Annotated in this window: 25 protein-coding genes and 1 pseudogene; 8 read left to right on the forward strand and 18 right to left on the reverse strand. The window is 64.7% G+C overall.

Translation table 11 applies throughout. The annotated features are described in order from the left end of the window. Positions 1 to 133: 133 nt before the first annotated feature. The 10 genes and pseudogenes from ACYX4P_RS01180 to ACYX4P_RS01225 form a co-directional block, all read right to left on the reverse strand. Positions 134 to 2,200: a ParB/RepB/Spo0J family partition protein gene (locus ACYX4P_RS01180; RefSeq protein WP_291537379.1), complete on the reverse strand. Its 2,067-nt coding sequence runs from the start codon at positions 2,198 to 2,200 to the stop codon at positions 134 to 136. Positions 2,201 to 2,204: 4 nt separating this feature from the next. Beyond that, the gene (locus ACYX4P_RS01185) at positions 2,205 to 3,152 is read right to left on the reverse strand and encodes a DUF7146 domain-containing protein (protein WP_291537380.1); all 948 of its coding nucleotides are present in this window, start codon (positions 3,150 to 3,152) and stop codon (positions 2,205 to 2,207) included. Positions 3,153 to 3,159: 7 nt separating this feature from the next. Continuing rightward, positions 3,160 to 3,471: a JAB domain-containing protein gene (locus ACYX4P_RS01190; RefSeq protein ID WP_367142103.1), complete on the reverse strand. Its 312-nt coding sequence runs from the start codon at positions 3,469 to 3,471 to the stop codon at positions 3,160 to 3,162. Beyond that, positions 3,428 to 3,658, reverse strand: a complete 231-nt coding sequence (locus ACYX4P_RS01195; RefSeq protein WP_291537382.1) for a helix-turn-helix transcriptional regulator — start codon at positions 3,656 to 3,658, stop codon at positions 3,428 to 3,430. The genes ACYX4P_RS01190 and ACYX4P_RS01195 overlap by 44 nt, the downstream gene beginning before the upstream one ends. 153 nt (positions 3,659 to 3,811) lie before the next feature. Beyond that, positions 3,812 to 4,269: pseudogene (locus ACYX4P_RS01200) on the reverse strand (transposase); the annotation flags it as partial. 381 nt (positions 4,270 to 4,650) lie between these two features. Next, positions 4,651 to 4,983 (reverse strand): YHS domain-containing protein, encoded by a 333-nt coding sequence (locus ACYX4P_RS01205; protein ID WP_312571263.1) that lies wholly within the window; start codon positions 4,981 to 4,983, stop codon positions 4,651 to 4,653. Between the two features lie 41 nt (positions 4,984 to 5,024). Further along, positions 5,025 to 6,791, reverse strand: a complete 1,767-nt coding sequence (locus ACYX4P_RS01210) for an oleate hydratase (RefSeq protein WP_007407174.1) — start codon at positions 6,789 to 6,791, stop codon at positions 5,025 to 5,027. A 27-nt stretch (positions 6,792 to 6,818) separates the two neighbouring features. Then, the gene (locus tag ACYX4P_RS01215; protein WP_007407172.1) at positions 6,819 to 7,685 is read right to left on the reverse strand and encodes a 3-hydroxyacyl-CoA dehydrogenase; all 867 of its coding nucleotides are present in this window, start codon (positions 7,683 to 7,685) and stop codon (positions 6,819 to 6,821) included. After that, entirely contained in the window at positions 7,682 to 8,179 is a 498-nt protein-coding gene (locus ACYX4P_RS01220) for an acyl-CoA thioesterase (RefSeq protein WP_224761176.1), read from the reverse strand. Before ACYX4P_RS01220 ends, ACYX4P_RS01215 begins: the two co-directional genes overlap by 4 nt. Further along, positions 8,176 to 8,799, reverse strand: coding sequence for a TetR/AcrR family transcriptional regulator (locus ACYX4P_RS01225; RefSeq protein ID WP_007407173.1), 624 nt, complete (start codon positions 8,797 to 8,799; stop codon positions 8,176 to 8,178). The genes ACYX4P_RS01220 and ACYX4P_RS01225 overlap by 4 nt, the downstream gene beginning before the upstream one ends. A 79-nt stretch (positions 8,800 to 8,878) precedes the next feature. On the opposite strand from ACYX4P_RS01225, the gene ACYX4P_RS01230 reads away from it, so the two are divergent. The 3 genes from ACYX4P_RS01230 to ACYX4P_RS01240 are packed head-to-tail and all read left to right on the forward strand — an operon-like array spanning position 8,879 to position 12,071. After that, a complete protein-coding gene (locus ACYX4P_RS01230; RefSeq protein WP_218015899.1) occupies positions 8,879 to 10,042 on the forward strand; it encodes a catalase family protein in 1,164 nt (387 codons plus the stop codon). 40 nt (positions 10,043 to 10,082) lie between these two features. After that, entirely contained in the window at positions 10,083 to 10,694 is a 612-nt protein-coding gene (locus tag ACYX4P_RS01235; protein ID WP_066624052.1) for a hypothetical protein, read from the forward strand. A 3-nt stretch (positions 10,695 to 10,697) separates the two neighbouring features. After that, a complete protein-coding gene (locus ACYX4P_RS01240) occupies positions 10,698 to 12,071 on the forward strand; it encodes a Dyp-type peroxidase (RefSeq protein ID WP_191554977.1) in 1,374 nt (457 codons plus the stop codon). Between the two features lie 217 nt (positions 12,072 to 12,288). On the opposite strand, the gene ACYX4P_RS01245 is transcribed toward ACYX4P_RS01240, so the two are convergent. The 7 genes from ACYX4P_RS01245 to ACYX4P_RS01275 form a co-directional block, all read right to left on the reverse strand. Then, complete coding sequence (locus ACYX4P_RS01245) at positions 12,289 to 12,798, reverse strand: LysR substrate-binding domain-containing protein (RefSeq protein ID WP_224761175.1); 510 nt, start codon at positions 12,796 to 12,798, stop codon at positions 12,289 to 12,291. Further along, entirely contained in the window at positions 12,795 to 13,730 is a 936-nt protein-coding gene (locus ACYX4P_RS01250) for a hypothetical protein (protein ID WP_191554976.1), read from the reverse strand. Before ACYX4P_RS01250 ends, ACYX4P_RS01245 begins: the two co-directional genes overlap by 4 nt. 8 nt (positions 13,731 to 13,738) lie before the next feature. After that, positions 13,739 to 14,107 (reverse strand): XRE family transcriptional regulator, encoded by a 369-nt coding sequence (locus tag ACYX4P_RS01255; protein ID WP_030538437.1) that lies wholly within the window; start codon positions 14,105 to 14,107, stop codon positions 13,739 to 13,741. 4 nt (positions 14,108 to 14,111) lie between these two features. Continuing rightward, positions 14,112 to 14,477 carry a type II toxin-antitoxin system RelE/ParE family toxin gene (locus tag ACYX4P_RS01260; protein ID WP_191554975.1) on the reverse strand — a complete coding sequence of 122 codons (366 nt, stop codon included), beginning with the start codon at positions 14,475 to 14,477 and terminating at the stop codon, positions 14,112 to 14,114. 43 nt (positions 14,478 to 14,520) lie between these two features. Beyond that, complete coding sequence (locus tag ACYX4P_RS01265; RefSeq protein WP_030538435.1) at positions 14,521 to 14,940, reverse strand: thermonuclease family protein; 420 nt, start codon at positions 14,938 to 14,940, stop codon at positions 14,521 to 14,523. Then, positions 14,937 to 16,190 carry a tyrosine-type recombinase/integrase gene (locus ACYX4P_RS01270; protein ID WP_191554974.1) on the reverse strand — a complete coding sequence of 418 codons (1,254 nt, stop codon included), beginning with the start codon at positions 16,188 to 16,190 and terminating at the stop codon, positions 14,937 to 14,939. The genes ACYX4P_RS01265 and ACYX4P_RS01270 overlap by 4 nt, the downstream gene beginning before the upstream one ends. 116 nt (positions 16,191 to 16,306) lie before the next feature. Beyond that, the gene (locus tag ACYX4P_RS01275; protein WP_291537816.1) at positions 16,307 to 16,933 is read right to left on the reverse strand and encodes a JAB domain-containing protein; all 627 of its coding nucleotides are present in this window, start codon (positions 16,931 to 16,933) and stop codon (positions 16,307 to 16,309) included. Between the two features lie 110 nt (positions 16,934 to 17,043). On the opposite strand from ACYX4P_RS01275, the gene ACYX4P_RS01280 reads away from it, so the two are divergent. Continuing rightward, the gene (locus ACYX4P_RS01280; RefSeq protein WP_314524912.1) at positions 17,044 to 17,451 is read left to right on the forward strand and encodes a thermonuclease family protein; all 408 of its coding nucleotides are present in this window, start codon (positions 17,044 to 17,046) and stop codon (positions 17,449 to 17,451) included. Positions 17,452 to 18,060: 609 nt separating this feature from the next. On the opposite strand, the gene ACYX4P_RS01285 is transcribed toward ACYX4P_RS01280, so the two are convergent. After that, positions 18,061 to 18,693: a hydrolase gene (locus ACYX4P_RS01285; protein ID WP_191554971.1), complete on the reverse strand. Its 633-nt coding sequence runs from the start codon at positions 18,691 to 18,693 to the stop codon at positions 18,061 to 18,063. Positions 18,694 to 19,031: 338 nt separating this feature from the next. Here ACYX4P_RS01285 and ACYX4P_RS01290 point away from each other — a divergent pair, with 338 nt between their 5' ends. The 4 genes from ACYX4P_RS01290 (at position 19,032) to ACYX4P_RS01305 (ending at position 23,749) form a co-directional block, all read left to right on the forward strand. After that, positions 19,032 to 19,508: a hypothetical protein gene (locus ACYX4P_RS01290; protein ID WP_291537832.1), complete on the forward strand. Its 477-nt coding sequence runs from the start codon at positions 19,032 to 19,034 to the stop codon at positions 19,506 to 19,508. After that, entirely contained in the window at positions 19,400 to 20,065 is a 666-nt protein-coding gene (locus tag ACYX4P_RS01295) for an SDR family NAD(P)-dependent oxidoreductase (protein ID WP_224761173.1), read from the forward strand. The genes ACYX4P_RS01290 and ACYX4P_RS01295 overlap by 109 nt, the downstream gene beginning before the upstream one ends. 569 nt (positions 20,066 to 20,634) lie before the next feature. Further along, on the forward strand, positions 20,635 to 22,281 hold the full coding sequence (locus tag ACYX4P_RS01300; protein WP_191554970.1) for an acetolactate synthase large subunit: 1,647 nt from the start codon (positions 20,635 to 20,637) through the stop codon (positions 22,279 to 22,281). Between the two features lie 31 nt (positions 22,282 to 22,312). Further along, a complete protein-coding gene (locus ACYX4P_RS01305; protein ID WP_191554969.1) occupies positions 22,313 to 23,749 on the forward strand; it encodes an aldehyde dehydrogenase family protein in 1,437 nt (478 codons plus the stop codon). The last annotated feature ends 44 nt before the right edge of the window (positions 23,750 to 23,793 follow it).

The following is a 23,793-nucleotide window of genomic DNA, read 5'->3' on the forward strand; positions in this document are numbered from 1 at the left end:
ACCTGGAGCGGAGGGCGCCTCCCTCACGGTCCTCCAGGCTCGCCTCGCCCCGCCCTTCCCCCGCCTTTCCGGGTCCGCACGACAACGCCGCCCCGACCGAGGTCGAGGCGGCGCGTTCGTCGTGTGCGAAGGTTTAGGCTGCGGCGGGGTCGAGCGCGGCTTCGCCAGCGGCGGTGACGGCGAAGGCGCCGACGCCATCGTCATCGTCATCGGCCTCGTCGTTCAGCGCATCGGAAGGACCGTCCTCCGCCCCCTGACTATCCTCCGCGACCGCGCCTCCATCATCGACGGAGGACCGCCAGGACAGGCTCGCGGGGGCCCAGGTCCGCGTGGCCGCCTGTTCGACCACCCAATCGACCAGTTCCGTCTTCTTCAGGGTCCGGGCGCGCTCGTCCTCGGAGCCCATGGTCTCGAGCATGCCCAGCAGGAAGCCCTTGGAATGGGACTGCAGGAAGGGCGCATCGGGCGTCCAGTGCAGGCTGATGTCCGCATCGCACAGCGCGGCGAGTTCCGCCGCCTCGGCCCGGGCTGCCCGGCGGATCTGGAAAGTCTTCTCCTCCCGGACGTCGAGGCTGACGGCGGTGAGTTCGGCCAGCAGTCCCATCTTTTCGCCATGCGGCAGCCCATGGATCCAGGCGATCACGGTCTCGCCCGAGGCCTGCCAGTCGGCGCGACGATCGTCGAGGCGCTGGCGGACGTCGCCGTCGAGGGCCTCGATGACCCTCCCGGCCGAAGGGTTGAACCCCGTGGCCACGATCGCCAGGGCCGACTCCGACCGGGCCACGCGGCTGCGCAGGACGATCACCGTGAACAGGCGCGAGATCAGCGCCGTCAGGGCGGCGGACGGATCATCGGCCAGGGCCCGGATCAGGCCTCGCGTGGCGACGTCGGTGCGCGCCGCATGGAGGGCGTGGTTGACCCCTTCGGTCTCAGGTTCGGGCGCCTCGACCTCGGGCGAGATGTAGGCCGGCGGGGCGGCCGCACGCGGGACCGGATCGCCCCCGCCTCTCTCATCGTCGTCGGTCTCGGGCTCCTCCGGCGTGTAGCAGCGCACCTCCACGCCCGTGTCCGCCGCCGGCCACATCACCATCGTCGTCACGACGCGGCCGCCGCAGCCGGTCTGGTCGGAGGCGATCCGCGCGCGGATCATGTCCATGATGGCGAGATCGGCGATGTCCGGTCGGGCCGGGTCGGCCAAGGCCAGGCGCGCAGCCTCGACACGATCGTTGAAGACCTCGCGCTGGGCGCGATATCGCGCCATCTCCTCGGCCGGGAGGGATCCGCCATAGACATAGCCGAGCGCCTCCAGGTCCTCGGGCAGGTCCGGCTCCGGGCCAGCGGTGACGTGGACGGCGACGCCTTCCGCCTCGAACACGGCTGCGATGCCACGGGCGCGCCTCAGCCAGAGATCGGTCAGGATGTCAGGGTCGAGCAGGACGGGGACGAGTTCGCCGAAGAGATCGGTCTCGGTGCGGCCCCCGGCCTCGCCGTAGGTGGTCGGATGGACGAGGGCGCAACGGCGGTCGCGGGCGGTGACGCGAGCGTCGTCGAGCCGCTCGAGAACGCGCCAGTCCTGGAAGCCGTGACCGTCCAAGGCCGCCTCGGCGAGTTCCTCCTGCTCGGCCTTGTCCGGCAACCGCGCCAGCAGCCGCGCCTGCTTCAGGCTCATGCGGCCGCTCTTCAGGGCGACGAGCGCTGCGGACGGCAGGCCGGCGAGCGCCGCCAGACGCTTGATCTCGATCTCGGCATAGCCCAACGCCCTGGCGATCACCGCGACCGTCAGCTTCGACTTCAGCATCCGGCCGATCGCCGCGATGATGTCGGCGACATGGACGGGAACCGCAGTGTTGGTGAGAAGCACCGCCGCGGCCTGACGGGCCGGGTCGGTCTCGACGAAGACATCGACGGGATGGTCGTCGCCGATCTCGCCGGCCTCGAGGAGGAGGCCGAGCGCGAGCCGGCGCCGGCGCCCGTCGAGCGCCATCCACGGCTCTTCCTTCCTGCCGCGACCCGGGCGGACGGTCAGGGGCTGAAGCTGGCCGGCGGCCCGCATCGTCGCGGCGAGCGTGGGGATGTCGTCGTCAGGCGGCTCGTCGTGACGAAGGTTTTCCCGGGCGATGCCCAGATCGCCGAGACGGACTGTGCGTCGGTCGCGCTCGACGACAACGACAGGGGTGATAACGGGAGCGAGGTCGGTCATGGGATCATCTCCGCAGGGCGACGGGGCCCATCCCCGCCGCTCCGGCGCCCCCGAGCGCCCTCGCTCCTCCTTTCGCGACGCCGCGGGCGATCGCGTTCCAGTCCTCAAACGGCGGGTTGGGGCACCAGACCCGAACCTGGATTCCCAGCGTCCTGAGGCGATGGCTAAGGCGGGCGGCGGCGTCCTCGCCGACCATGCCCCGGTCTGCGGCGACCAGCACGCGACGGACGTCCGGGGGCGGGGTCCAGGCCGCGAGATTGTTCGCCGACATCAGGGCCCAGCCGGGAAGGCGGAAGCGGTCGATGGCGGACAGGGTGGTGACCACCCCTTCGCCGACCAGCATCTCCTCGGCCGCCGGCGACAGGCGAACCGCCGCGCTAGGCGGCACGACCCCCACCGTCTTGCGCGGCACGGCGAGGCCGACGACGCCCAGGCCGTTCGGCTCGAGATAGGTCACCTCGACGGCCGTCAGGCCCCCGTCCGCCGCGACGATTCGCGCGACGAGGGCCGGTCGCGTACGCCCGCCGGGCCGGTAGATGGAGACGGGGACGGCGGGATGGAAGCGCAGGTCGAGCGCCCCATCGCCGCCGTGGACGGCGCGGCGTCGCAGGTAGAGGGACGCGGGATCGGAGGGGCTTAACGGTCGAGCGTCATGCCACAGACGAGAGGCGGTCTCGATGCGCCGCCGGCGGTCCGGCGCCGGGGCCGACACCGGGGCGCGCCCCGCCCCCGTGAGACGCCCGGTATCGTCGATGAAACCCGAACTACGCAGGTGGTCGCGGATGGCCCTCCAGTCCGCCGCGCCGAACCCGTGGATGATGACCCGACCCTGGGAAAGGAGGAGCGAGACCGATCGATCGGCCTGGCTGTGGCCCGGCGCGGGCACATTGGCGCGCAGCCCGCTCTGGTAGAGGTCGCCGCCCAGGGCGGCGACGATGGGGTGAAGGGTCATGACGGCCTCAGAACAGGCCGAGTTGCTTGAAGCTCGCCGTCCCCTGACGCCCCAGGACCAGATGGTCGTGGACCTGGATGCCGAACAGTTTCGCAGCGTCGATGATCTGGCGGGTGACGACGATGTCCGCCTGGGACGGGGTCGGATCGCCGGAAGGGTGGTTGTGCACCACCCTAATGGCCGCTGTAACCAATTGATATTGCTCGTAAAAAGCGCCCCGTGGATGCAAGTGGAGCCGCTTATTGGGGGCGGTCCAAGGTGACCGATCGTGATCATCACGCCTGATCACCCGCAGGCTCGCTGAGTCGCTCAGAGGCACTGCAAGGCACTCTATTCCTTTTGTCCAAATCCTCAAGCTCCTCCACCGGGTAGAGGACGGCCTTTCCGATCTTGATGAACGAGGGGCCAATACGCTTCGTTCGCCAGTTTCGTAGGGTGCCAAGCGACACACCGCCGCGATAGCGGTCCACCACTTCCTCCGGCGTCAGAAACCTGCTGTCTGTCATATTCGCCTCCTGCGGCTCGTTGTGCGCGAGGCGGTTCTGATCGAAACGTTCCGCACTCCGGAGCACTCTCGGGATCGTTCAAGCGCGATGTCTCACGCTACTGCCCGCAAGAGGTTGCATTGAGTTTGTAGCGAGAAAAGCCCCCACGCTCGGGCGTCGATAGCCGAACCGCCGACGCTCCTGGGCCAGGGCCTTCAGCCGATCGCGCAGGGTGCCGTCGTCCGGTCGCGTCGCCTGATAGCGCACGCTCGTCCGGTCCACGCCCAGCACCCGGCAGGCCCGCCGTTCGCTCATCCCGTAAGCCGACTGCAGGTGCGCCGCCGCCGCTCGATGCGCAGCGGGCGTCACCACTTTTTTCCCAGCAGATCCTTCAGCGCGACGTTGTCCAGCATCGAGTCCGCCAGCATCCGCTTCAGCTTGGCGTTCTCCTCTTCCAGCGCCTTCAGCCGCCGGGCCTCCGACACGTCCATGCCGCCATACTTGGCCTTCCATTTGTAGAAGGTCGGCGAGCTCAGCCCGTGCTTCCTGCACAGGTCCGCCACCGGAACACCGGCCTCCTGCTCGCGCAGGATCCCGATGATCTGCTCTTCCGTAAACCGTGATCGCTTCATTCTGTCCGTCCTTTCGAGGGGCGGACTCTAGCTATTCGTGGAGGAGTTTCAGGGGGTCACGTCACGTATCATGAACGAAGCCTCGCACGGCGTGGACGTCGACCCTGACGCGGCCAAGCGAGCGGTGGAGGTTGGAACAGTCTTTCTCACCGAACTGAGAGCCATGGACACCCATAACTGAGGCATCAGGTTCGGCAGGCATTGAGTGACTTCAAAAGTTTCATGGAGAGCGACGCCGGCGCATCCGCACGATACCAATCACGGCTCGGGCGACGCATCCACATAAATCGAGCCGCAGTCAAAGAAGATGTCCCCCCGCGGATCGCACCGCCTTTCAAGCCGCTGTCGCCGAACAGCTTGGTTCCATTAAGCGTAGCACCTTTAGCGGTCAGGACCATGCGTGTGGCTATGGTGGGAATGATCGCCATGGGCGGCAGCACCCTCATGGTGATGTGCGGCATGCGCTGCCAGTGCCGCATAATGCACGGGGTCGGCGTCGAACTTCGCCTTGCAGCCGGCCGAGCAGAAGACGTAGCGCTCGCCTTCATACTCAGCCTTGTGAGCGGTCCTGGCGGGATCGACCACCATGCCGCAGACCGGATCATGGTCGACGTGACCGGACGGCGTTTCGCCGTCCGGCTCATGATGGTGATGATGGCCGTGCGCCCCAGTCACCTCGGCGGCGCGTTCGCTCTTCTGATCGTCGTCGGCCATTCATCACCTTTCACACGCCGCGCGTGCCTTCCGGTCTCTGTTCACTCCTCGATCAGATGGAACTCTTCGAGCAGCTTGGCGATCTCGGTGCCTTCGAGCTTCTTCATCAGCAGCTTGCGCAGGAAGGCCGGTCCGGGAAGGTCGATGCCCTTGCCGTCCCGCAGCGGACCGATCGCTGCCAGCAGCGTACGGATATCGTAGGTCGAGTTGAAGACTTCCGGCACGCCGCGCTCGACATTCATCAGGGTGTAGACGGCCTCCATCGGGGTCCTCACCGAATATTCCGTGGTGAAGATGCAGTCCCGCTGTTTCGATTCCGCGAACTGTCCGATGAAGGCGAAATTGACCGCGCCCTCCGGCACCACGTCCGGCCGGTCACCCGCCTGGCGCGGCATGAAGAAGGCGGTGATATAGGGCATCATCGTGGGCACGGTGCTGGCGCCGGAGGCTGCGAGCTCCGGAATGTCCTCGACCGGTACACCGAGATGGTAGAGCCACTCCTGGGTGATTTCCTCGCCGGTGCATTCCTGCATTGGCTTCTTCACATAGTCGCCGGGCTTGTCGACAAAGAGCGCGTAGAACCAGGCGATCATCTGGTCCTTGGGCTGCTTCTTGAAATGCGGCTGGCGATGAACCGTCCAGCTCAGCAGCCACGCCGAGTCCTTCACCGTGACGATACCCGCCGAGACGATCTTGCCGGTGAAGGGGTTGCGCTTGGTGATCTTCTCGACATAGGCCGGAATACGGGCATCGAGGGCGGTAATCGATGCCGAGGCCCATTTCGTTTCCGGGATATGGGCCCCGAATACGTCCGGGCGGCCGAAGGCCGGATCCTTCGCCGCGATCCGCCGCCACAGGTCCCAGGCCGGCGCCGGTCCTTCGTTGAGCTTCGCCGGCGTCTTGTGATCGCCATTGTCGGAATTCTCGGTCAATGAGCCGATGGTTATGAAGACGAGATCGTCTGGCGCGAGATCGACGCCGCCTTCGACGCCGCGCTCTTTCCAGTGAATGCGGGTCGCTTGCTTGCGGCCGGGCTGGATGTCGAAATCGACGTCGGTGACCTCGACGCCGTAGCGGAACGTGACGCCGTGATCGGTCAGCCACTTCACCAGCGGCAGGACCATGGATTCATACTGATTGTAGCGATTGAACTTGAGCGAGGAGAAGTCGGCGAGACTGCCGATATGATGGATGAAGCGGTGCAGGTAGAGCTTCATTTCCAGCGCCGAATGCCATTCCTCGAAGGCGAACATGGTGCGCCAATAGAGCCAGAAATTGCTCTTCAGGAAATCTTCGCCGAAGACCTCGTTGATGCGCTTGTTCTCCATCTCCTCGCGTGTCGCCAGGAAAACGGAGAGCAGGTCCTTCTGGGCCTTGTCGTTCAACGTCAGCAGCGCCTTGTCGGGCACGTCCTGGCCCTGGTTCTGCGTCGTACGCTGGAGCGAAAAGTTGGGGTCGTCCTTGTTGAGCCGGTAGAATTCGTCGAGGACGCTGGCATCCTCGATCTCCAGCGAGGGGATCGAGCGATAGAGGTCCCACAGGCACTCGAAATGCTCCTCCATCTCGCGGCCGCCGCGAATGACGAAGCCCTTCTCCGGCACATCAAGACCATCGAGCGCGCCGCCGGGGATTCCCAGCTCTTCCAATATGGTGATGCGATCGCCCGAAACGCCGCCGTCGCGGATCAGGAAGGCGGCGCCGGCGAGCCCCGCCAGCCCCGAGCCGACGAACCAGGCCGTCTTCTTGTCGGCCCCCTCGGGCTTGCGGGGACGCACGAAGGCTTCATAGTTTCCACTGCTATAGTGCATGGCGAACTCCTGTTCTTCTTGTTGGGATCAGTCTGCGGAGGGTTTGTAGCTGTAGAAGCCTTCGCCCGAGGCGATGCCGAGCCTGCCCTTGTCGATGTAGTTTTCCTTCAGCCATGCCGCGAGCGACTGGGCGTGCTCATCGCCATGCGACAGAATGTTGTAGGGGGTGTTCAAGCCGATGATGTCGTAGATCTGGAACGGCCCCATCGGCGCGCCGGTGGCGATCCGCCAGACCTTGTCGACATCTTCCGGCTCGGCATAGCCGCCGGCGGCGAGATCGGCCGCCGCGTTCAGGAACGGCACCAGCAGGGAATTGAGGACATAGCCTGCCTTTTCCTTGCGCACCGGGATCGGCACCATGCCGATGGCCGAGGCGAAGGCGATCAGGGCATCGAACACGGCCGGATCGGTGTCGTCGGTGCCCATCACCTCGGCGGTGTTGAACTTCCAGATGCTGTTGGCGAAGTGCAACGCCAGAAACCGGTCCGGGCGGCCGGTGAAGGCCTTGAGGTCGCTCGGCAACAGGGTCGAGCTATTGGTAGCGAAGATCGCCCTTTCCGGCGCAAGCCCCGCGAGCTTCTCGTAGAGCGCCTGCTTGATCGAGAGAAGCTCCGGAACCGCTTCGATCACGAGGTCCGCGTCCGCGACGGCCGAACCGAGATCGGCGGACAGGGTGATGCGCTGCAGGGACTCGGCGGCCTTGCCGTCGGCCGCACCGGCCACCTCCTTGCCATAGGTCTCGACGAGCATGGCAAAACGCTGCCTTGCCTGTTCAAGCGCCTCCTCGCTGGTGTCGTAGGCGGTAACGTCGAAGCCGCTATAGGCGGTCTGGAAGGCTATCTGGCTCCCGAGGACGCCCGTGCCGAGAACCGCCACTTTCCTGATATCGCTCATTCAATCTCCTTCTGCGCGGTATCGTCACCAAGAAACGGAGCCGCCACCTCCACCGGGACGCGGGCCAGCTTGCCGGTTTCCCGATCGACAAGGGCCCACTGGGTCAGCGAGGCGACGAGCGTCCGCCCGTCTTCATCATGGAATTCGACGCATCGTGCATAGCGCGCACCGCGCGGCACTCCGACGACCCAGGTGATCGCGCTGACCGCGTCTCCCGCCCGGACATTGCCGCGATAGTCGACCTCATGGCGCAGCACGACCGCGACGAACCGGTCGCGATCTTGCGGACGCGCGGCCGTCAGCCAGTGCGCCACCGACGCATCCTGGATCCAGGTCACCCAGACAGCATTGTTGACATGGCCGAGTTCGTCGATGTCGGCGTCCTGGGCGCGGAAGCGGATATGGAAGCGCCGATGCTCATCCACCTCGCCGACGAGCGGGTGTCCGTGCTCATCGCAGCCGATGCGTCGACGATCTGACACGATCCCGCTCACGAATACGCCTGCTCCTCATGCGACGAACCCAGTCCAGCCATGGCGCGGAAGAAGCCGACGAGCATCTCGTCGCGCGGCATGGCGCCTTCGACATCGCCCTGGACCGCCAGTCCCATCCAGAGCGCGTATAGACCGATGCCCGTCTGCATCGGCGGCAAGGCCGGACGCAGTGCGAAGCGTTGCGTTAGATCGGCAACGAGTTCACCGAACATCCGATAGCAGGCCGCCTTGCCCTCCCGGTGCCGCTCGGCGAAAGCCGGATCGCGCCGCGCGTGAAGCTGCAATTCGATCGAGAGGAGCGACCATTGCGCTTCACCGGCCAGCTTCGCGAGCCGGGCGGCCAGCACCTGGAGCGTTGCCTCGATATCATCGCCGGAGCAGTGCGCGACCAGGTCGCGAAGCAGTGTGACCTCATCCTGGATATGGCTCTGCAGGATCTCGACCAGCAGATCGTCCTTGCTGGCGAAGTTCGAGTAGAAGGCACCCTGCGAATGGCCGGCCGCGCTGCAGATGTTGCGGATCGACATGGCGGCGACCCCCTCCTCGATGATCGAGGTATGTGCGGCGGCGATCAGCCGGTCCCGCGTCTGGCGCTGCGTGTCCTTGCGCGTAAGCGGCATGGGTTCGTTCTCCAACCAACGGGCGAGACGTGCGAAACCTTTTCGGCGGTTCCGCGTTCTCAGTAAAACCAGATATCAAGTGATCTCCGAAATCAACGGCGATTTCGACCCGAAATCGTCCGCAGTATCGAAATTAAAACGCGAAGGAGTGCCCTTGGCTGAAACCTACATTGGCTATTCCCCGGACGTGGAGGTTCTCGGCGAAGACGAGGAGCGGCTGACCGCCGAAATCCTCGAGATCATGGCGAGCACTAACCGTAAGGCCTTCGAACGCCACCGCCATGCGGTGCGCGACGCCCATGCCAAGAGCCACGGGTTCCTGAAGGGTGAGTTGGTCATCCCGGAACTGCCGGAGCATCTGCGCCAGGGGCTTTTCGCTCGTCCCGCCACCTATTCCGTGGTGATCCGCCTCTCATCAGCGCCCGGAGATATTCACTCCGATACGATACCGGCTCCGCGCGGCATGGCGATCAAGGTCATTGGCGTGGCGGGGGAGCGGCTTCTCCCCGAAGACCAGGGCCGCAACCAGGATTTCCTGCTGGTCAATATCCCGACCCTGAGCTTCGGCACGATCGGTAAATATCGCCAGCTCATCGGCCTTCTGGAAAAGAATGCCCAGAACCCGGCCGTTCTCCAGCGCGCCATGGCCGGGGTGGCGCGGGGAGTGGAAGCCGCGGTCGAAGCGGTCGGCGTCGAGCCCGGCGCCACGCTGCGCGGTCTCGCGCGCGACAATGACCATCTGCTTGGCGAGACCTATCACTCGATGGCGGCGATCCGCTTCGGCGACTACATCGCCAAGATCAGCGCCGCACCGCTCTCCGACAATGTCCGGGCACTCGCCGGCAAGGATGTCGGCGCGGTGGAGGACGCCACCATGCGCGATCTGGTGGTCGAGCATTTCCGCGATCAGAGCGCGGAGTATCAACTGCGCGCCCAGCTCTGTACCGATCTCGAAAGGATGCCGGTCGAGGATGCGGCGGTGCTCTGGCCGGAAGATCTCTCGCCGCACCAGCCGATCGCCACGCTGCGCATTCCCCCTCAGGACGCCTATTCGCCAGCGCGGCGGGTCTATGGCGATGACGTGCTGTCCTTCAACCCCTGGCACGGCATCCGCGATCATCAGCCGCTCGGCTCGATCATGCGGGTGCGCATCGCCGCTTATGAACGTTCCGCCCGCTACCGCCACGAAATGAACGCGCAGCCGCGCGTCGAGCCGACGAACATCGACGCCATTCCGGACTGACGATCCGATCGTCAACCAAACTTACGAAAGGAGGCCAGCCATGGCCGAGACCGAAGAAACCCCTCAGATCGACGAAACCCGCCTTCAGGCCATCCGCCGCCGGATCGAGGAAGTGGCCGGCGACGCGCCGCAGCTCGCCAAGCTCGCCCTCGAGCAGATGGTGACGAAGCATAATCCAGACCTCAAGGGCACCGCCGGCTCCGCCGGCCGTGTCGGCGCTCAGTCCGGCAATGTCTCGGAGCTTACCGCCATCGCCAACCTCAAGCCAGGCGGCGCGGACCGGCTGAAACGCATCTTCGGGCTGGTGAACGGCAATTTCGACGGAGCACAGAAGGTCGGCACACTGCACAATATGCGCTTCGTCTTCTTCGACAACGACACGCGCATCCTGTTCGCCACCGCCTATGATGGCGACTGGGACACCTATATCAACGACTTCGCCACCAAGATCCCCGACCTGATGGACCTGCTCTTCGCCTCGGTCGAGGGCTGGCCGGGCATTGCGAGCCCCAAGGTCAAGGACTTCATCGCCGAGCATCAGATCACCGCCGCCGGCTGGTTCGTCGCCAACCCGCAGGTGACCGTCGTCGATGTGCGCCGGCTCCAGCGCATGGAGCATGCCGTCAACGAATTTCTCGACAAGGTGGGCTGAGCAATGGCGATCCTTCAGAAACTGAAAGAGCGCTTCCGGCGCGACAGCGTCACGCTCGACCTGCACGACATCCAGGCGCTGATTCTGCGAAGCCGGCCGGAGCCCTATGTCGGCATCCACGCCATGCTCCATTTCGACGAGGCCGAGGGCGCGCGCGACCTCCTCGGCCGGCTCGCGCCGCATGTCGCCTCGGCCGACAACTGGAGCGACGATCTCGATTTCTGGATCGGGGCCGCACTCAGCTTCGAGGGGCTGAAGGCGCTCGGCCTGCCGGAAGCACAACTCAAGACCTTCCCGCTCCCCTTCCAGCAGGGCATGCCCGCACGCGCGGAGCAGCTTCGCGACTTCGGGCCCAACGCGCCTGAAAAGTGGGAAGAGGTCTTCAAGCCGGGCAACTGCCATCTCGCGCTGACCATCTATGCCGTGAATGATGCGGCGCTCGACAAAGCGCTGGCGACAGCGCGCGCCGAACTCGACCGGAGCAGCGGCGTGACCCTGCTCGGCGAGCATCGCTTCGGTGCGCCGGATGGCGCGAAAAACCCGTTCGGCTTCCGGGATTCGATCTCCCAGCCCGCAGTGGAGGGCAGCGGCGTTGATCCGCTGCCAGGCGAGGAGCGGCCGATCAAGGCCGGCGAATTCATCCTCGGCTATGAGAGCGAGAACGGCCAGCCTCTCGGCATGCCGGAGCCCGCCGCGCTCGGCAAGAACGGCACCTTCGTCGTTATGCGCAAGTACAACAGCCGGGTCGGCTGCTTCAACGCCTTCCTCAAGGCGCATGGCGAGACGCCGGAGGAACGCGAGCTATTAGCCGCCAAGATGTTCGGGCGCTGGCGCTCCGGCGCGCCCTTGACGCTGTCGCCCGACCATGACGATCCCGACCTCGGCGCCGATCCGCAGCGCAACAATGACTTCACGTTCAAGGAAGACCCCAAAGGCCGCGTTGTGCCGCTCGGCTGCCATATGCGTCGACTCAATCCCCGCGATTCCGAGCTGACGCTGCTTACCGACGTCAACATCCACCGGATCATCCGCCGCTCCTCGACCTTCGGACCGGTCTATTCCGAGGATGTCGCGCCGGAAGACGATGCCGAAGGCGATCGCGGCCTGTTCTTCATCTTCATCAGCGCGCGTGCCTATGACACGATCGAGTTCATGCAGCAGGAGTGGATCAACCGAGGCAATTTCGTCGACCTTGGCGAAGAGCGCGATCCGATCGTTGGCCTGCATGAGGATGACGGCCGGTTCACGATCCCGCAGGCGTCGGCGCGCAAGCGCATCGACGGTGTGCAGACTTTCAATGTCATGAAGGGCGGCGAATATCTGTTCATGCCAAGCCTGTCCGCGCTCAAATGGCTGGCGGCCGGGAGCTGGGGTTAGGAACCCGCCGGTCAGTCGTTGGCCTTTGTGAAGATGAACGTGCAATTCATCAGGATCGCTGCGCTCGGCCTCACCATGATCTTTGCCAGTCGCGTCTGGCCCGATCGGTAATCCTGACGTCTGCAAAAACTGCCTCTAACGCATGATCGGCGAGGACGCTTCGGTCATCCGGACCGCTTGAGCGCAGGCCTTTCGGATCCCGGGTGGCTTTTGCTCTTCATAAGAGCTTGTCCTTCAGCAGCGTCTCAAGCCAATCGGCAAATACCTGCAGCCGGTGTGAAAGGTGCTGGCGGTGGGGATAGAGTAACGTCATAGGCATCAGCTCGGCTCGATGGCCGGGCATCACCTCGACCAATTCTCCCGCCTCAAGATGCTGTTTCACGTCATAGGCTGGGATCTGGATCATGCCGAGGCCTGCGAGGCAACAGGCGATGTAAAGCCCGTTGCTCGTGGCGGTCTCGACCTCGCGGTCGGTCATCCGCGTATGATGCCAGGCCCGGATCGTTCGGGTCTGCGTGACTGCCATCAAGTCCTCGGCGAAGCGATAATAGGCGCTGGCATGAGGGTTGGACGGTATCGGACCCCTATGGTCCGAGGCTTCACGCTCCAGGTAGTTTGTCCGATCTGTCGCGAAATAGTCGATGAGGAGCTGCTGCTGATCGCGCAACTCGCCCATCAAGGCTGCGTCGAAGGTGTCGAGGTTCCAGACGTCGATCAGCGTCGTCATTGCTCGGCCGACGCTTCCGCCAATGGCTCGGGCGCGAGAATGTCGGTCGACTCCCATGCCTCTCCCTGGGGCGTGGTGACAAACTCGCGATCCCAGACGCCCCAGTTCGTCGGAAGCGGGACCTGTGCGAGGGGATTGTGGACGTAGGTGAGTGGTCTGCCTTGGCGCGAAAGGTTGCCGAGCCCGACGCGCGACCAGAGAACGCCGGAGATGTCGGCGAACCGTTCGTCAAGAAATGCGGTCCGCGGTATGGGCTCGCGTTCGCGGTCGATGAAGGGCGCTGAATGGAATCCTTCCTCGACAACATTACCGGTCTCTCGATCGATCGTGATGAAGGCATCGCCGATCGGGAACAGCGAGGTCATGATGAGCGGCAGGGGCCTTTCGGCGACATACACACCGAAGCGGCTTGCGCTGATGGCGATGATCCGCACGTCGTCAGGGCCGATAACGCCCTGAGCAAGGTAGCGTGCGATCTGCTGCGCCTTCGTCCAGAACGCGCTCGTCGTGCGCAATTGCGCCTGTCGGATCGGCGCGGCGGAAAGACCACCACCTTCATTCATTGGGACAGGTCGCACAATCTGATCGGGACCGGGGTCGCCCTCGTCGGGCGTGATCGCTTCGATCCAGATGCGCCGTCCCTCTTCGACGACGCACAGATCCGGCTGACCGCCGGCGCGCTGACGCTCAACGACAGGCAGCAGCGCTCGGCCCGCTTCGAGCAGCGTGCAGCCAAGATACATTTCCCAGAACCGGCCATCGACGTCGCGCGCGAAGCCTTGGCGGAAGTCCGGATCAGCATAAGGCTCATAGGTCGCCCACAGCGATTCGATCAGCTCGTGAAGCTGCTGCTCGTGGCGGGATTCCGCCGCCCTGAGGTTCACGAAGCCGCGGTCGAGATTCTCTCCATTGACATCAAACAAGTGCGTCATCGGAGCTTCTACCGCAAGCCAACGACCTTGCGCCGAGCGACGGTGGGCTTGCCGGCTGGCGCGGCGACATCACCGAGATGGTGGATCGTGAATGCCGGACGAGCCGGCAGCTTCACGGTTAGTTCCAGCTTTCCGCCTATCGCCTCGACATAACTGCGAAGCGTCGAGAGATACATGTCCGCCTGCTTCTCAATCTTCGAGACCGAGGGCTGCTTGATGTTCAGCGCCGTCGCGATGTCGGCCTGAGCTTTGCCGGCGATCTGCCGCAGCTCGCGGAGGCCCTCGACCTCCTGCTTCATCTCTTCGTAGCGCGCCTCGATCTGCTCCTGCTGGTCGCGGGGTAGGGAAGCGATGATTTCGTCCAGGCTCCGGCCCATCGGATCAGTCCTTCTTTGCGGATTTCAGGTTTTCCAGATGTGCGGAAAACCGGCTGTCCGCCTTTGCAATAAGCTGCTTATAGAAGCGCTTCTGGCTGCCGCCCGATTTGTCGCCCGCGACGAGAAGGATGGCCTTCCGTTCGGGATCAAAGGCGAAGGCAGCACGCCATTCGCCATCGGCGGCCGAGAAACGCATCTCCTTCATGTTGGCGTGTTTCGAGCCTTTGAGCGTGTCAGCATACGGCCGACTGAGCTGCGGGCCGTATTCGCCTAGCAGCTTCGCGACCGCCAGCAATTCGGTCTGGACCTCGCGCTCGAAAGCCAGAAACTCCGCCTCGAAGGCATCATGCAGTCTGACGTTCCAAGTCATATAGCCTCCAAGCTATGTGGAGTCAATGGCGAGTTGGATCGCATCAGTTGCCGCCCTCAGCTACGCCGGCCTGGCGCAGCAGGTCGCCAAGACTGGCTGCACCGATGCGGCATCGCGCGATAACGCGATCAAAGGAGCGGACATGACCGCCGCGACCGCGCTCGGAGGTGCATACGACCTCACGTTGGAGAACCAGGCGTTCGAGCACCGCCTTCGCTGTGGGACCGCCGGGAGCGTGCAGCTCCGGGGCGTTGAAATCGGCGAGGCGGACTTCAATCCACTCATTGGGATCCGCCGTTCGCCCGACACAGAGGCCGTCGCCGTCCCCCACGTATCGGACGAGTCCCGAAAACTGGACGCCGGCCCGCGACGGGAGAGGGCCTTCGCACGGATCTGCGTGGGCGGGCGCGGCGTAGCAGAACGTCGCGGTCGCGGCGGCCAACACGAAAAGCCGACCGCTCACGCTGCCTTCTTCAAGGCGCCGGTGCCTTTCTTCTTCGCCAGCATCGCGCGAACGAACTTGTCCCACTTCGCCATGCCGGCGCGCTTCTCGGGCATGTAGTTCCAGCGGTCGTAGTTCTTGGAGCTGACGTCCTGAAGCGCGTGGTTCTGGAGACGGTCGCGGATTTCCTTGGAGACACCGGCCTTGCCGGCGAGCGTCTTGAAGGTGCGACGGAGATCGCGGTTCGTCACGTAGGGGATCACACCGCGATCGCGCTGGCGCCACATGAACGAGTAAAGCGTGCCATGGCTGACCGGCTTCGACGGGTCCGTCGCTGAGGGGAAGAACCAGCCATATTCGTTCACGTTGATGGATTGGAGCAACTCGGCGGCTAGCGACGGCACGGGGACGGCATGCGGCTGAAGGTTCTTGGTCTTCGACCAGTCAATGATCCGCTCCTTGGCATCCCATTGGTCGATATGGAGGCGAGCGATTTCCTGGACCCGCTGGCCGGTCAGCATGAGAAGTCGGACGGCGCGGGTGTAGGGCGGGTGGATGGGCGTGTCGGGGCTTTCCAGCCAGCGATAGAGCCGGACGAACTCGTCCTCGTCGAGCCAGCGCGTGCCCTGGACCTTAGGTTCGGTCGGAATGTCCGTGGCCGGATTGAAGGGAATTCGAAAGCGGCGCGGCGAAGTGTTCCGATAGTCGTTGTCGGACTTCATGCCCCAGCCATAGGCCGCGTGGAGATAGCCACGGACATGGTCGGCCATCGCGCGCGCGCCTCGGTCGTAGATTGGTCGGATGACTTCGACGATCTCTTCGGGATCGATCTCGCGGGCGAGACGATTGCGGCCAAGCGTGTCGGCGATCTTGTTCAGGCCCTTCTCCGTCTCCTTCCATGACGGCTTGCCTGCGGCTTTGAGCGACGCGACATAGCCTTCGAAAAGGTCGGCGACGGTGCCGGGACGGGTGTCCGTCGCGATCCTGATGCTTCGGCCCTTCTGGATAACGTCGGCATAGTCGCGCTTGTAGATTTCGCGCGCCTCGGCGAGGGACATGGAAGGGTAGGCGCCGATCTTCTTCTTGGAGCGCTTGCCGTCACGCCATTGCTGCGCCATCCAGTCGGCGGTCACGCGTTTGGGCATCGGCTTCAGGACGAGGACGAGCCGCCCGGTCCCGCGCCCTTCGCCATCGGCGAGGTTTTCTTGTTTCTGGCTCGCTTCGACACGCTTCAACGCATGTCGGATCGCGGTATCGGTCAGGCTTGGCATCACGTTTCTCCTGTCCCGCAACTGGGATCGGTCAAGGAGAAAGGGGATCGCTTGCTGGGAGCGGAATGCCGTTTCCTACCCCTTAAACCGCCCCCAATTTGACAAAACCGCCCCCACTACGCAAGGCTAAAAATTCGCGAATTTCCTAGTGATTCAGCATGCTTGTGCGTGATCCAACGTGATCGATTTGAGCGAGTGGGGTGGTTGTGCACCAGGATCAGGGACGAGGCGGACAGTTCGAGCGCCCGCCGGATGATTTCCCGCGGATAGACGGGCGCGTGGTCCACCGTGCCGTCGGCGACCAGTTCGTCGCGCAAGAGGTGATTGCGGCGGTCGAGAAAGAGGGTTCGGAACTGTTCCCGGGGCAGATGGGCCAGGGTCGTCCGGGCATAGGCTGTGAGCGCGTTCCAGGATGACAGGACCGGGCGGGCGCACGCCGTGGTCCGCGACAGCCGCACGCTCAGTTCGCGCAACAGCTTGAGATCCAGAATGGCCGCCGGACCCATCCCGGGCAGCCGGCCGAGTTCGGCGACCTCGGCGGCGGCGATATCGCCGAGCGACCCGAACCGATCGACGAGGGCCTCAGCGGTGGCGCCGACCATAGGCGCCGACAGGCATCGCCCAAGCAGCAGGCCGAGCAGGGCCAGGTCGTCCAGACTTGAGAGAGTTGACGGCTCGGCGGCGAAGGAGGGTGTAGCCGCAAGGGCCGGATATGCCGGCGCGCGGTCGGGAAGCGATCTCATGGCGACCTCCTGGTCTGCGCTCCCTGATCGGAGCGCCCGCCGCCGCCCTCGCTTTCCCTTTCGATCGACGGCGTCTTGGCGAAGCGGCGGACACGCTTCACCCTGTGCCCATGAAATGGCTCCTCGTTGTCGCCGGCCTCCTCCTCACCCCCGCCGCTGCCCGCGCCGACCCGTGCGAGGGCCGCCTGCCTGACCGGGCCGGCGAAACCTTCTCCGGGGTGGTCCGCTATGTCGGGGACGGCGACGGCCTGTGCCTTGGCTCCACGGCGGACCCGGCGACCTGGATCGAGGTGCGGCTGTCGGACTTTGACGCCCCGGAACTCAACAGCCCGGCCGGTCGCGGCGCCCGGGATCGTCTGGCCAGTCTGGTGCGGGGGCGCAGGCTAACCTGCGTCGCGGTCAGGGGCAGAAGCGGCCGGGTCGTCGTCTACGATCGCGTCGTCGCCGCCTGTCGCCTGAACGGGCGAGGGATTGGCGACCTGCTGCGGGAAGCCGGCGGCCGCGAAGGCGGCAACTAGGACCGACGGCGCGTTCGCTCGGCCTAGGCGCGATCCTCCAGGATCGAGTCCGACCGGCCCCCTATAGCTGACAACCGGGCGGGTGACCGGCCTTTCCGACGTCACGAAAACCATTGCAACTCCAGCCAAGCGACTATCATCGCAGGGCTAGATCGCGGCGCCCGAGCCACTCCTCAACATCGTCTGAAGCGTCGATTCTCCCTTGCCGACTGGCGCTCAAGGCGCTCAGCCATAACTCAGGTTCGACGCTGGCCGGTCGGCCCGGGCGACCGACTGTACAGCGCCAAGTTCACCACGAGCTGCCTGTGTATCGCCGCTCCGTCGAGCAGGAAGTTCTGCTCGTAGAACCGACCGTCCCGGATTTTGTGAAAACATGTTCGGCGCATTTCACGGTCGCGCCGTTGGGTTCGGCCCCCAACCACGTGGAGATGGGAACACCCGTGTGAAGAATATTGCCGCAATCCGATCGTCGTCCATGGCGACATCCTGCAGGTGAAGGTCCTGATGACGGCCTGCATGCGCGCCCACCTCTCTTCTCGCCGACCGGCGGGAAGAGAGACCAAGGCGTCGCGCCCGCGCCCTCGGAAGGGCGCGGGAGCGGTAGAACTCTTAGACGTGGGCGTTCTTTTCGGGGTTGAACCCGTCCCAACTCTCGAACACGTCCATGAAGCCCGGGACCGTATCCTTGCGGGACCAGTCGCGCTGGAGCTCGCACCACAGCTGAGTTTTGCTGATGAGCTTGCCGCCGGCCTGCTCGACGCGGCGCAGCCCGAGCTCATGCGCCGCCACGGAGGTGCCGCCGATCGCGTCGGCCACGACGTAGACGTCGAACCCTTCGCGCAGTGCGTCGAGTGCGGGGAAGGCAAGGCAGACCTCGGTCCACAGCGCGGTCATGATCAGCTTCTTGCGGCCCGTGGCGAGGACGGCTTGCTTGAATTCCACATCTTCCCACGCATTCACCGTCGTGCGGTCGATGACCGGCGTGTCAGGCAGCAGGTCCATGAGGGGTTGAATCGGCGCTTTGTTGAGGCCCGTCGCCACGTTCACCGACGAGTGGATGACCGGGACGTTGTAATTCACGACCGCCTTGACGGTGTGGACGATGTTGAAGAGCAGTTCCTCCTGGCCGATGGACCGGATCGAGCTGACCTGGATCGGCTGATAGTCGATCAGAAGAAAAGCGCAGTTTTGCGGCGTGAGGAGGTGATCGGTTTTCGGATCACGGATGGGTTCGCTAGCCATTACAGATACTCCTGGCGTTGAGATCGGGATGCGCCTGCGCGCAAGCACGCAGGCTGACGACGCCCGGCCGGGTCGGGGGATTGGGGGGAAGCCCGGCCAAGGCGACGATGGGGTCAAGGTAGCCCCCTCGCCTGTCGCCGTCCGCCTGGACCGGGAGAACTCAGTGTTCTCCAGTCCGGCGCCGCCGCTGGTCAGCCGACGGGCTAGACCTTCCCGGGGGCCCGCCCCTGGCAACCCCGTCACGAGCGGAAACCTGACACGGCGGCGCCGTGCGGACATCGCCCGAGCACCGGTCGCCAAGAAGGCTTCGGCGCGACAACACGAGACCAGAGACCGTCATGACGCTTCAGCGCCCCCGCTCCGCCCCGCCCCCCTCCTCAGCCCCGGCCGCCGCCTGGCTGGCGAAGGCGGGCGCGGTCGCCTACGTGATCTGGGGCCTGCTCCACGTTCAGGCGGCGTGGAAGGTCTACAGTCTCGGACAGCAGATGGCGGACGGCATGGAACGCGCGCGAGTTCTGCAGAACGCCTGGAACCTGCTCTGCTTCGCCCTGATAGCGATCGTAGCCGCGGTGGTCCTGAACTGGCGGAACAGTTCACGGGGCTGGTGGATCAACCTCGTGGCCGTGAGCGCCACCGATATCGGCTTCATCGCCGTCGTCCTGGCCCCGGGCTATATGCCGCTATTGGCGCTGCGATTGCTCAGGCCTTGGCCGAGCGCGGCGCGGACGTCGCCATCACCTACCAAAACTCCCCGCAGCGCGCGGACAGCGTCGTCGCTGCGATCCAGAAGGTCGGGCGCCGCGGCCTCGCCGTGAAGGCCGACAGCGCCGACACCGACGCCATCGAGAGCGCCGTAGCTGAGACGGTCAATGCGCTCGGCGGCTTGGACATCCTGGTCAATAGCGCGGCCATCGGACTAGCCGGTCCCGTCGCGGATCTGGACCTCGCTCAATTCCAGACCCTGATGGACGTGAATGTTCGCGGACCCGTCGCCTTTTCCAAGGCCGCGATCCCGCACCTCGGTCAGGGCGGGCGGATCATCTCGATCGGCTCCGCCTTGGGTGATCGGGTCCCCTTCCCTGGGGTGACGGCCTACGCCATGACGAAATCGGCTCTACTGTCCTTCACGCGCGGCCTTTCGCGGGAGCTTGGTCCGCTCGGCGTCACCGTGAACCTCGTCTCGCCAGGATCGACCGATACCGAGGCCAATCCGGCTGACGGCGAAGGCGCCGATTTTCAGCGCGGTCTGTCGTCCGTGGGACGCTATGCGGACCCGCGCGAAATCGCCGACGCCGTCGCCTTCCTGGCCAGCCCGGCGGCCAGCATGATCAACGGCACGGTTATAACGGTCGACGGCGGCGCGAACGCCTAGCCTGTCAAAGACGCCCGCATCGGCGCATTGCCGATGCGGGCGTTGACACGGGCGACGCCGTCGGTAGCGGCGCAGAGCAGCGGTTTATAACGTCGATCTGGCGTTGGAAGGCTCGCGGGTTCTGGGATCGAATCCCTACCGGTCGCTCCATGCCTCAAGGACTGAGAACGGCGCTTCACGACGTCTGCTTTGGAGCAGCAAGCAAGGCTGTGGCTTTCTGCGGCCAACCGAGCAGGCCGCGAAGCGTGATCCGATCATTCAGCAAACGGCGCGCGCTATCCGCCAAGCCGCCACCGTTAGGCTTCAGGGATCAGGGGTCCTTATTGACGCCGACCACACAGCTAACGGGATCCCTTTTCTACGCCGGTCCACACTTCAGCGCCTATCTCGCTACTTTCGAGACGGTATAACCACCTGATCGGCCAGCAGTCGGTCGAGCTTCAGGGCGACCGCGCCACCGTTCGCCAGCTACAGGATCAATCGCGCGTCGGTTGACCGCCCCATCGTTGATCCACCTACGCCCGGCCCCCCAGTCCGGGAGTTGATCGTCACCTGACCCCGGAGTTTCCATGACCAAGGCGTCTGATCTGTTCGTCGCATGCCTCGAACAGGAGGGTGTCGAATACGTATTCGGCGTGCCGGGCGAGGAGAATCTCGACCTTCTGGACAGCCTGTCCCGATCAAAACAGATCCGGCTGATCCTCACGCGCCACGAACAGGGCGCAGGATTCATGGCGGCGACCTATGGCCGGCACACGGGCAAGGTCGGCGTCTGCCTGGCGACGCTGGGTCCAGGCGCGACCAATCTCGTCACCACGGCCGCCTATGCGCAGCTGGGCGGCATGCCAATGATGATGATCACCGGCCAGAAGCCGATCAAGTCCTCCAAACAGGGACGATTCCAGATTCTGGATGTGGTCGACATGATGCGGCCGATCACCAAATACACGCATCAACTGGCCTCGGCCGACAACATCCCCGCCCGGGTGCGCGAGGCCGTGCGCCTGGCCCAGGAGGAAAAGCCCGGCGCGACGCATCTGGAACTGCCCGAAGACGTCGCCCGCGAACAGACCGACAACGGCCCGATCCCCGCGAGCCAGGTGCGCCGTCCCATTCCAGACCCCAAGTCGATCCAGATCGCGGCCGACCGGATTGCGCGGGCCAAATCCCCGCTTCTGATCGTCGGGGCGGGCGCCAACCGCAAGATGACCAGCCGGATGCTTACCGAGTTCGTCGAGAAAACCGGCATCCCCTTCATCACCACCCAACTGGGCAAAGGCGTCATCGACGAGCGCAATCCGAAATATCTCGGCTGCGCCGCTCTTTCGTCAGGCGACTTCGTTCATCGCGTCGTCGATGCGGCGGACGTCATCATCAATGTCGGCCATGATGTCATCGAGAAGCCGCCCTTCTTCATGACTGCCGAGGGTTGCGACGTGATCCACATCGGCTTCCGCACAGCCGAGGTGGATCCTGTCTATTTCCCCCAGATCGAGGTGGTCGGCGACATAGCCAACGCCATCTGGCAGCTGAAGGAAGCCCTTGACCCGCAGGCCGACTGGACATTCGCGGACATGGAGCGGTTCCGGCGCGCCGAGATCGCGCATTCCGCCGCCTCGGTGGGTGACACGCGCTATCCGGTCTATCCGCAATACCTGGTCGACCAGATCCGGCAGGTGATGCCGGACGACGGCATCGTCTGCCTCGACAACGGCGTCTACAAAATCTGGTTCACCCGGAACTACCCGGCCTACATGCCCAACACCATGCTGGTGGACAACGCGCTGGCCACCATGGGCGCCGGCCTGCCCTCGGCGATGGCGTCGGCCATGATCTGCCCGGGGCGAAAGGTCATGGCCGTCTGCGGCGACGGCGGCTTCATGATGAACAGCCAGGAGATGGAAACCGCCGTCAGGCTGGGGCTCAACCTGGTCGTTCTGGTTCTCAACGACAACAGTTACGGCATGATCCGCTGGAAACAGGCGCATATGGGTTTTGCCGACTGGGGTCTGACCTACGGCAATCCGGACTTCGTCAAATACGCCGAGTCCTACGGAGCACACGGGCACCGCGCGACCAGCGCGGAAGGCCTGCCAGACCTCTTGCGGGCCTGCCTCGATACGCCGGGCGTCCATCTGGTGGAGGTTCCGGTCGACTATGCCGACAACGACCGTATTCTGAACACTGACATTCGTGACCTGAGCGCCGCGCTCTAGGTCAACCGCCAGCCTATGCCGGAGCGATCCTTTGCCCTCCCTGAAGACGTCCTATCCGCTCTACCTGGCCAATGAGGCGCTGAGCCCGAACCAGGACCTCGAGGTCACCAACAAATACTCCGGCGAGGTGGCGACAAGGGTCGCCCTGGCCGACGCGGCGACGATCGACAAGGCCATCGGCGCGGCGGTTCAGGCCACGCGTCCGATGGCCGAGATGGCGGCCTACGAACGCCAGGCGGTCCTCGCCCATTGCGTGACTCGGTTCCAGGAACGGGCGGACGAACTGGCCTATGCCCTGTGCATCGAGGCCGGTAAGCCGATCCGGGACTCGCGCGGCGAGGTCAGCCGACTGATCGACACCTTCCGCATCGCGGCCGAGGAATCCGTGCGCATGACCGGCGAGGTCCAGCCGCTGGACATCTCCGCCCGCGCCAAAGGATATCAAGGCATGTGGAAGCGCGTTCCGATCGGCCCCTGCTCCTTCATCTCACCGTTCAACTTCCCTCTGAACCTTGCGGCGCACAAGATCGCCCCGGCGCTGGCCGTCGGCTGCCCCTTCGTGATGAAACCTGCGTCGAGGACGCCGCTGGGCGCCTTGATCATCGGCGAGGTGCTGGCCGAGACCGACCTTCCCAAAGGCGCTTTCTCCATCCTGCCGGCGACCCGCGACGGCGCGGATCTATTCACCACCGACGACCGGTTGAAGCTGCTTTCGTTCACGGGCTCGCCCGAGGTGGGCTGGGCCCTCAAGGCCAGATCCGGCAAGAAGAAGGTGGTGCTGGAGCTCGGCGGCAATGCTGCGGTGATCGTCGATCGCGATACCGATCTGGCGGACGCCACGGACCGGATCATCTTCGGGGCCTTTTACCAGTCGGGGCAGTCGTGCATCGGCGTGCAGCGCATCCTGATCCACGAGGACATCTACGAGGCCTTGCGGGACATGCTGGTCACCAAGGTCCGCGCGCTCGTCTCTGGCGATCCTCTGGACGAGAACGTCTTCATCGGCCCCATGATTGACGAGGGGGAGGCGCGCCGGCTTGAGAGCTGGATCGCCGAGGCTACCGCTGCGGGCGCGACCCTACTGTGCGGCGGCGGCCGTCAGGGCGCGATGTTGGAAGCGACGCTGCTGGAGGGCGTAGGTCGGGGCCTGAAGATCCGCGACGAGGAGGCGTTCGGGCCGGTCGCGATCCTGTCCCGTTTCTCCGATTTCGAGGTTGCGCTGGAAGAGGTCAACGACAGCCGGTTCGGCCTGCAGGCCGGTATCTTCACTCGCGACATCCACAAGGCGATGCGGGCCTGGGAGGTGCTGGAGGTCGGCGGCGTGCTCATCGGCGACGTTCCCAGCTATCGCGTGGACAACATGCCGTATGGCGGGGTCAAGGATTCAGGGCTGGGACGCGAGGGGGTCAAGTTCGCCATGGAAGACATGACCGAAATCCGCAACCTGGTGATCAGAAGGCACGGGTAGTCGCCATCGCTCCACATCCGGCGTTGAAGTCCGGAAGCCAGGGG

The sequence above is a fragment of the Brevundimonas sp. ABV4_179 genome (assembly GCF_056311945.1).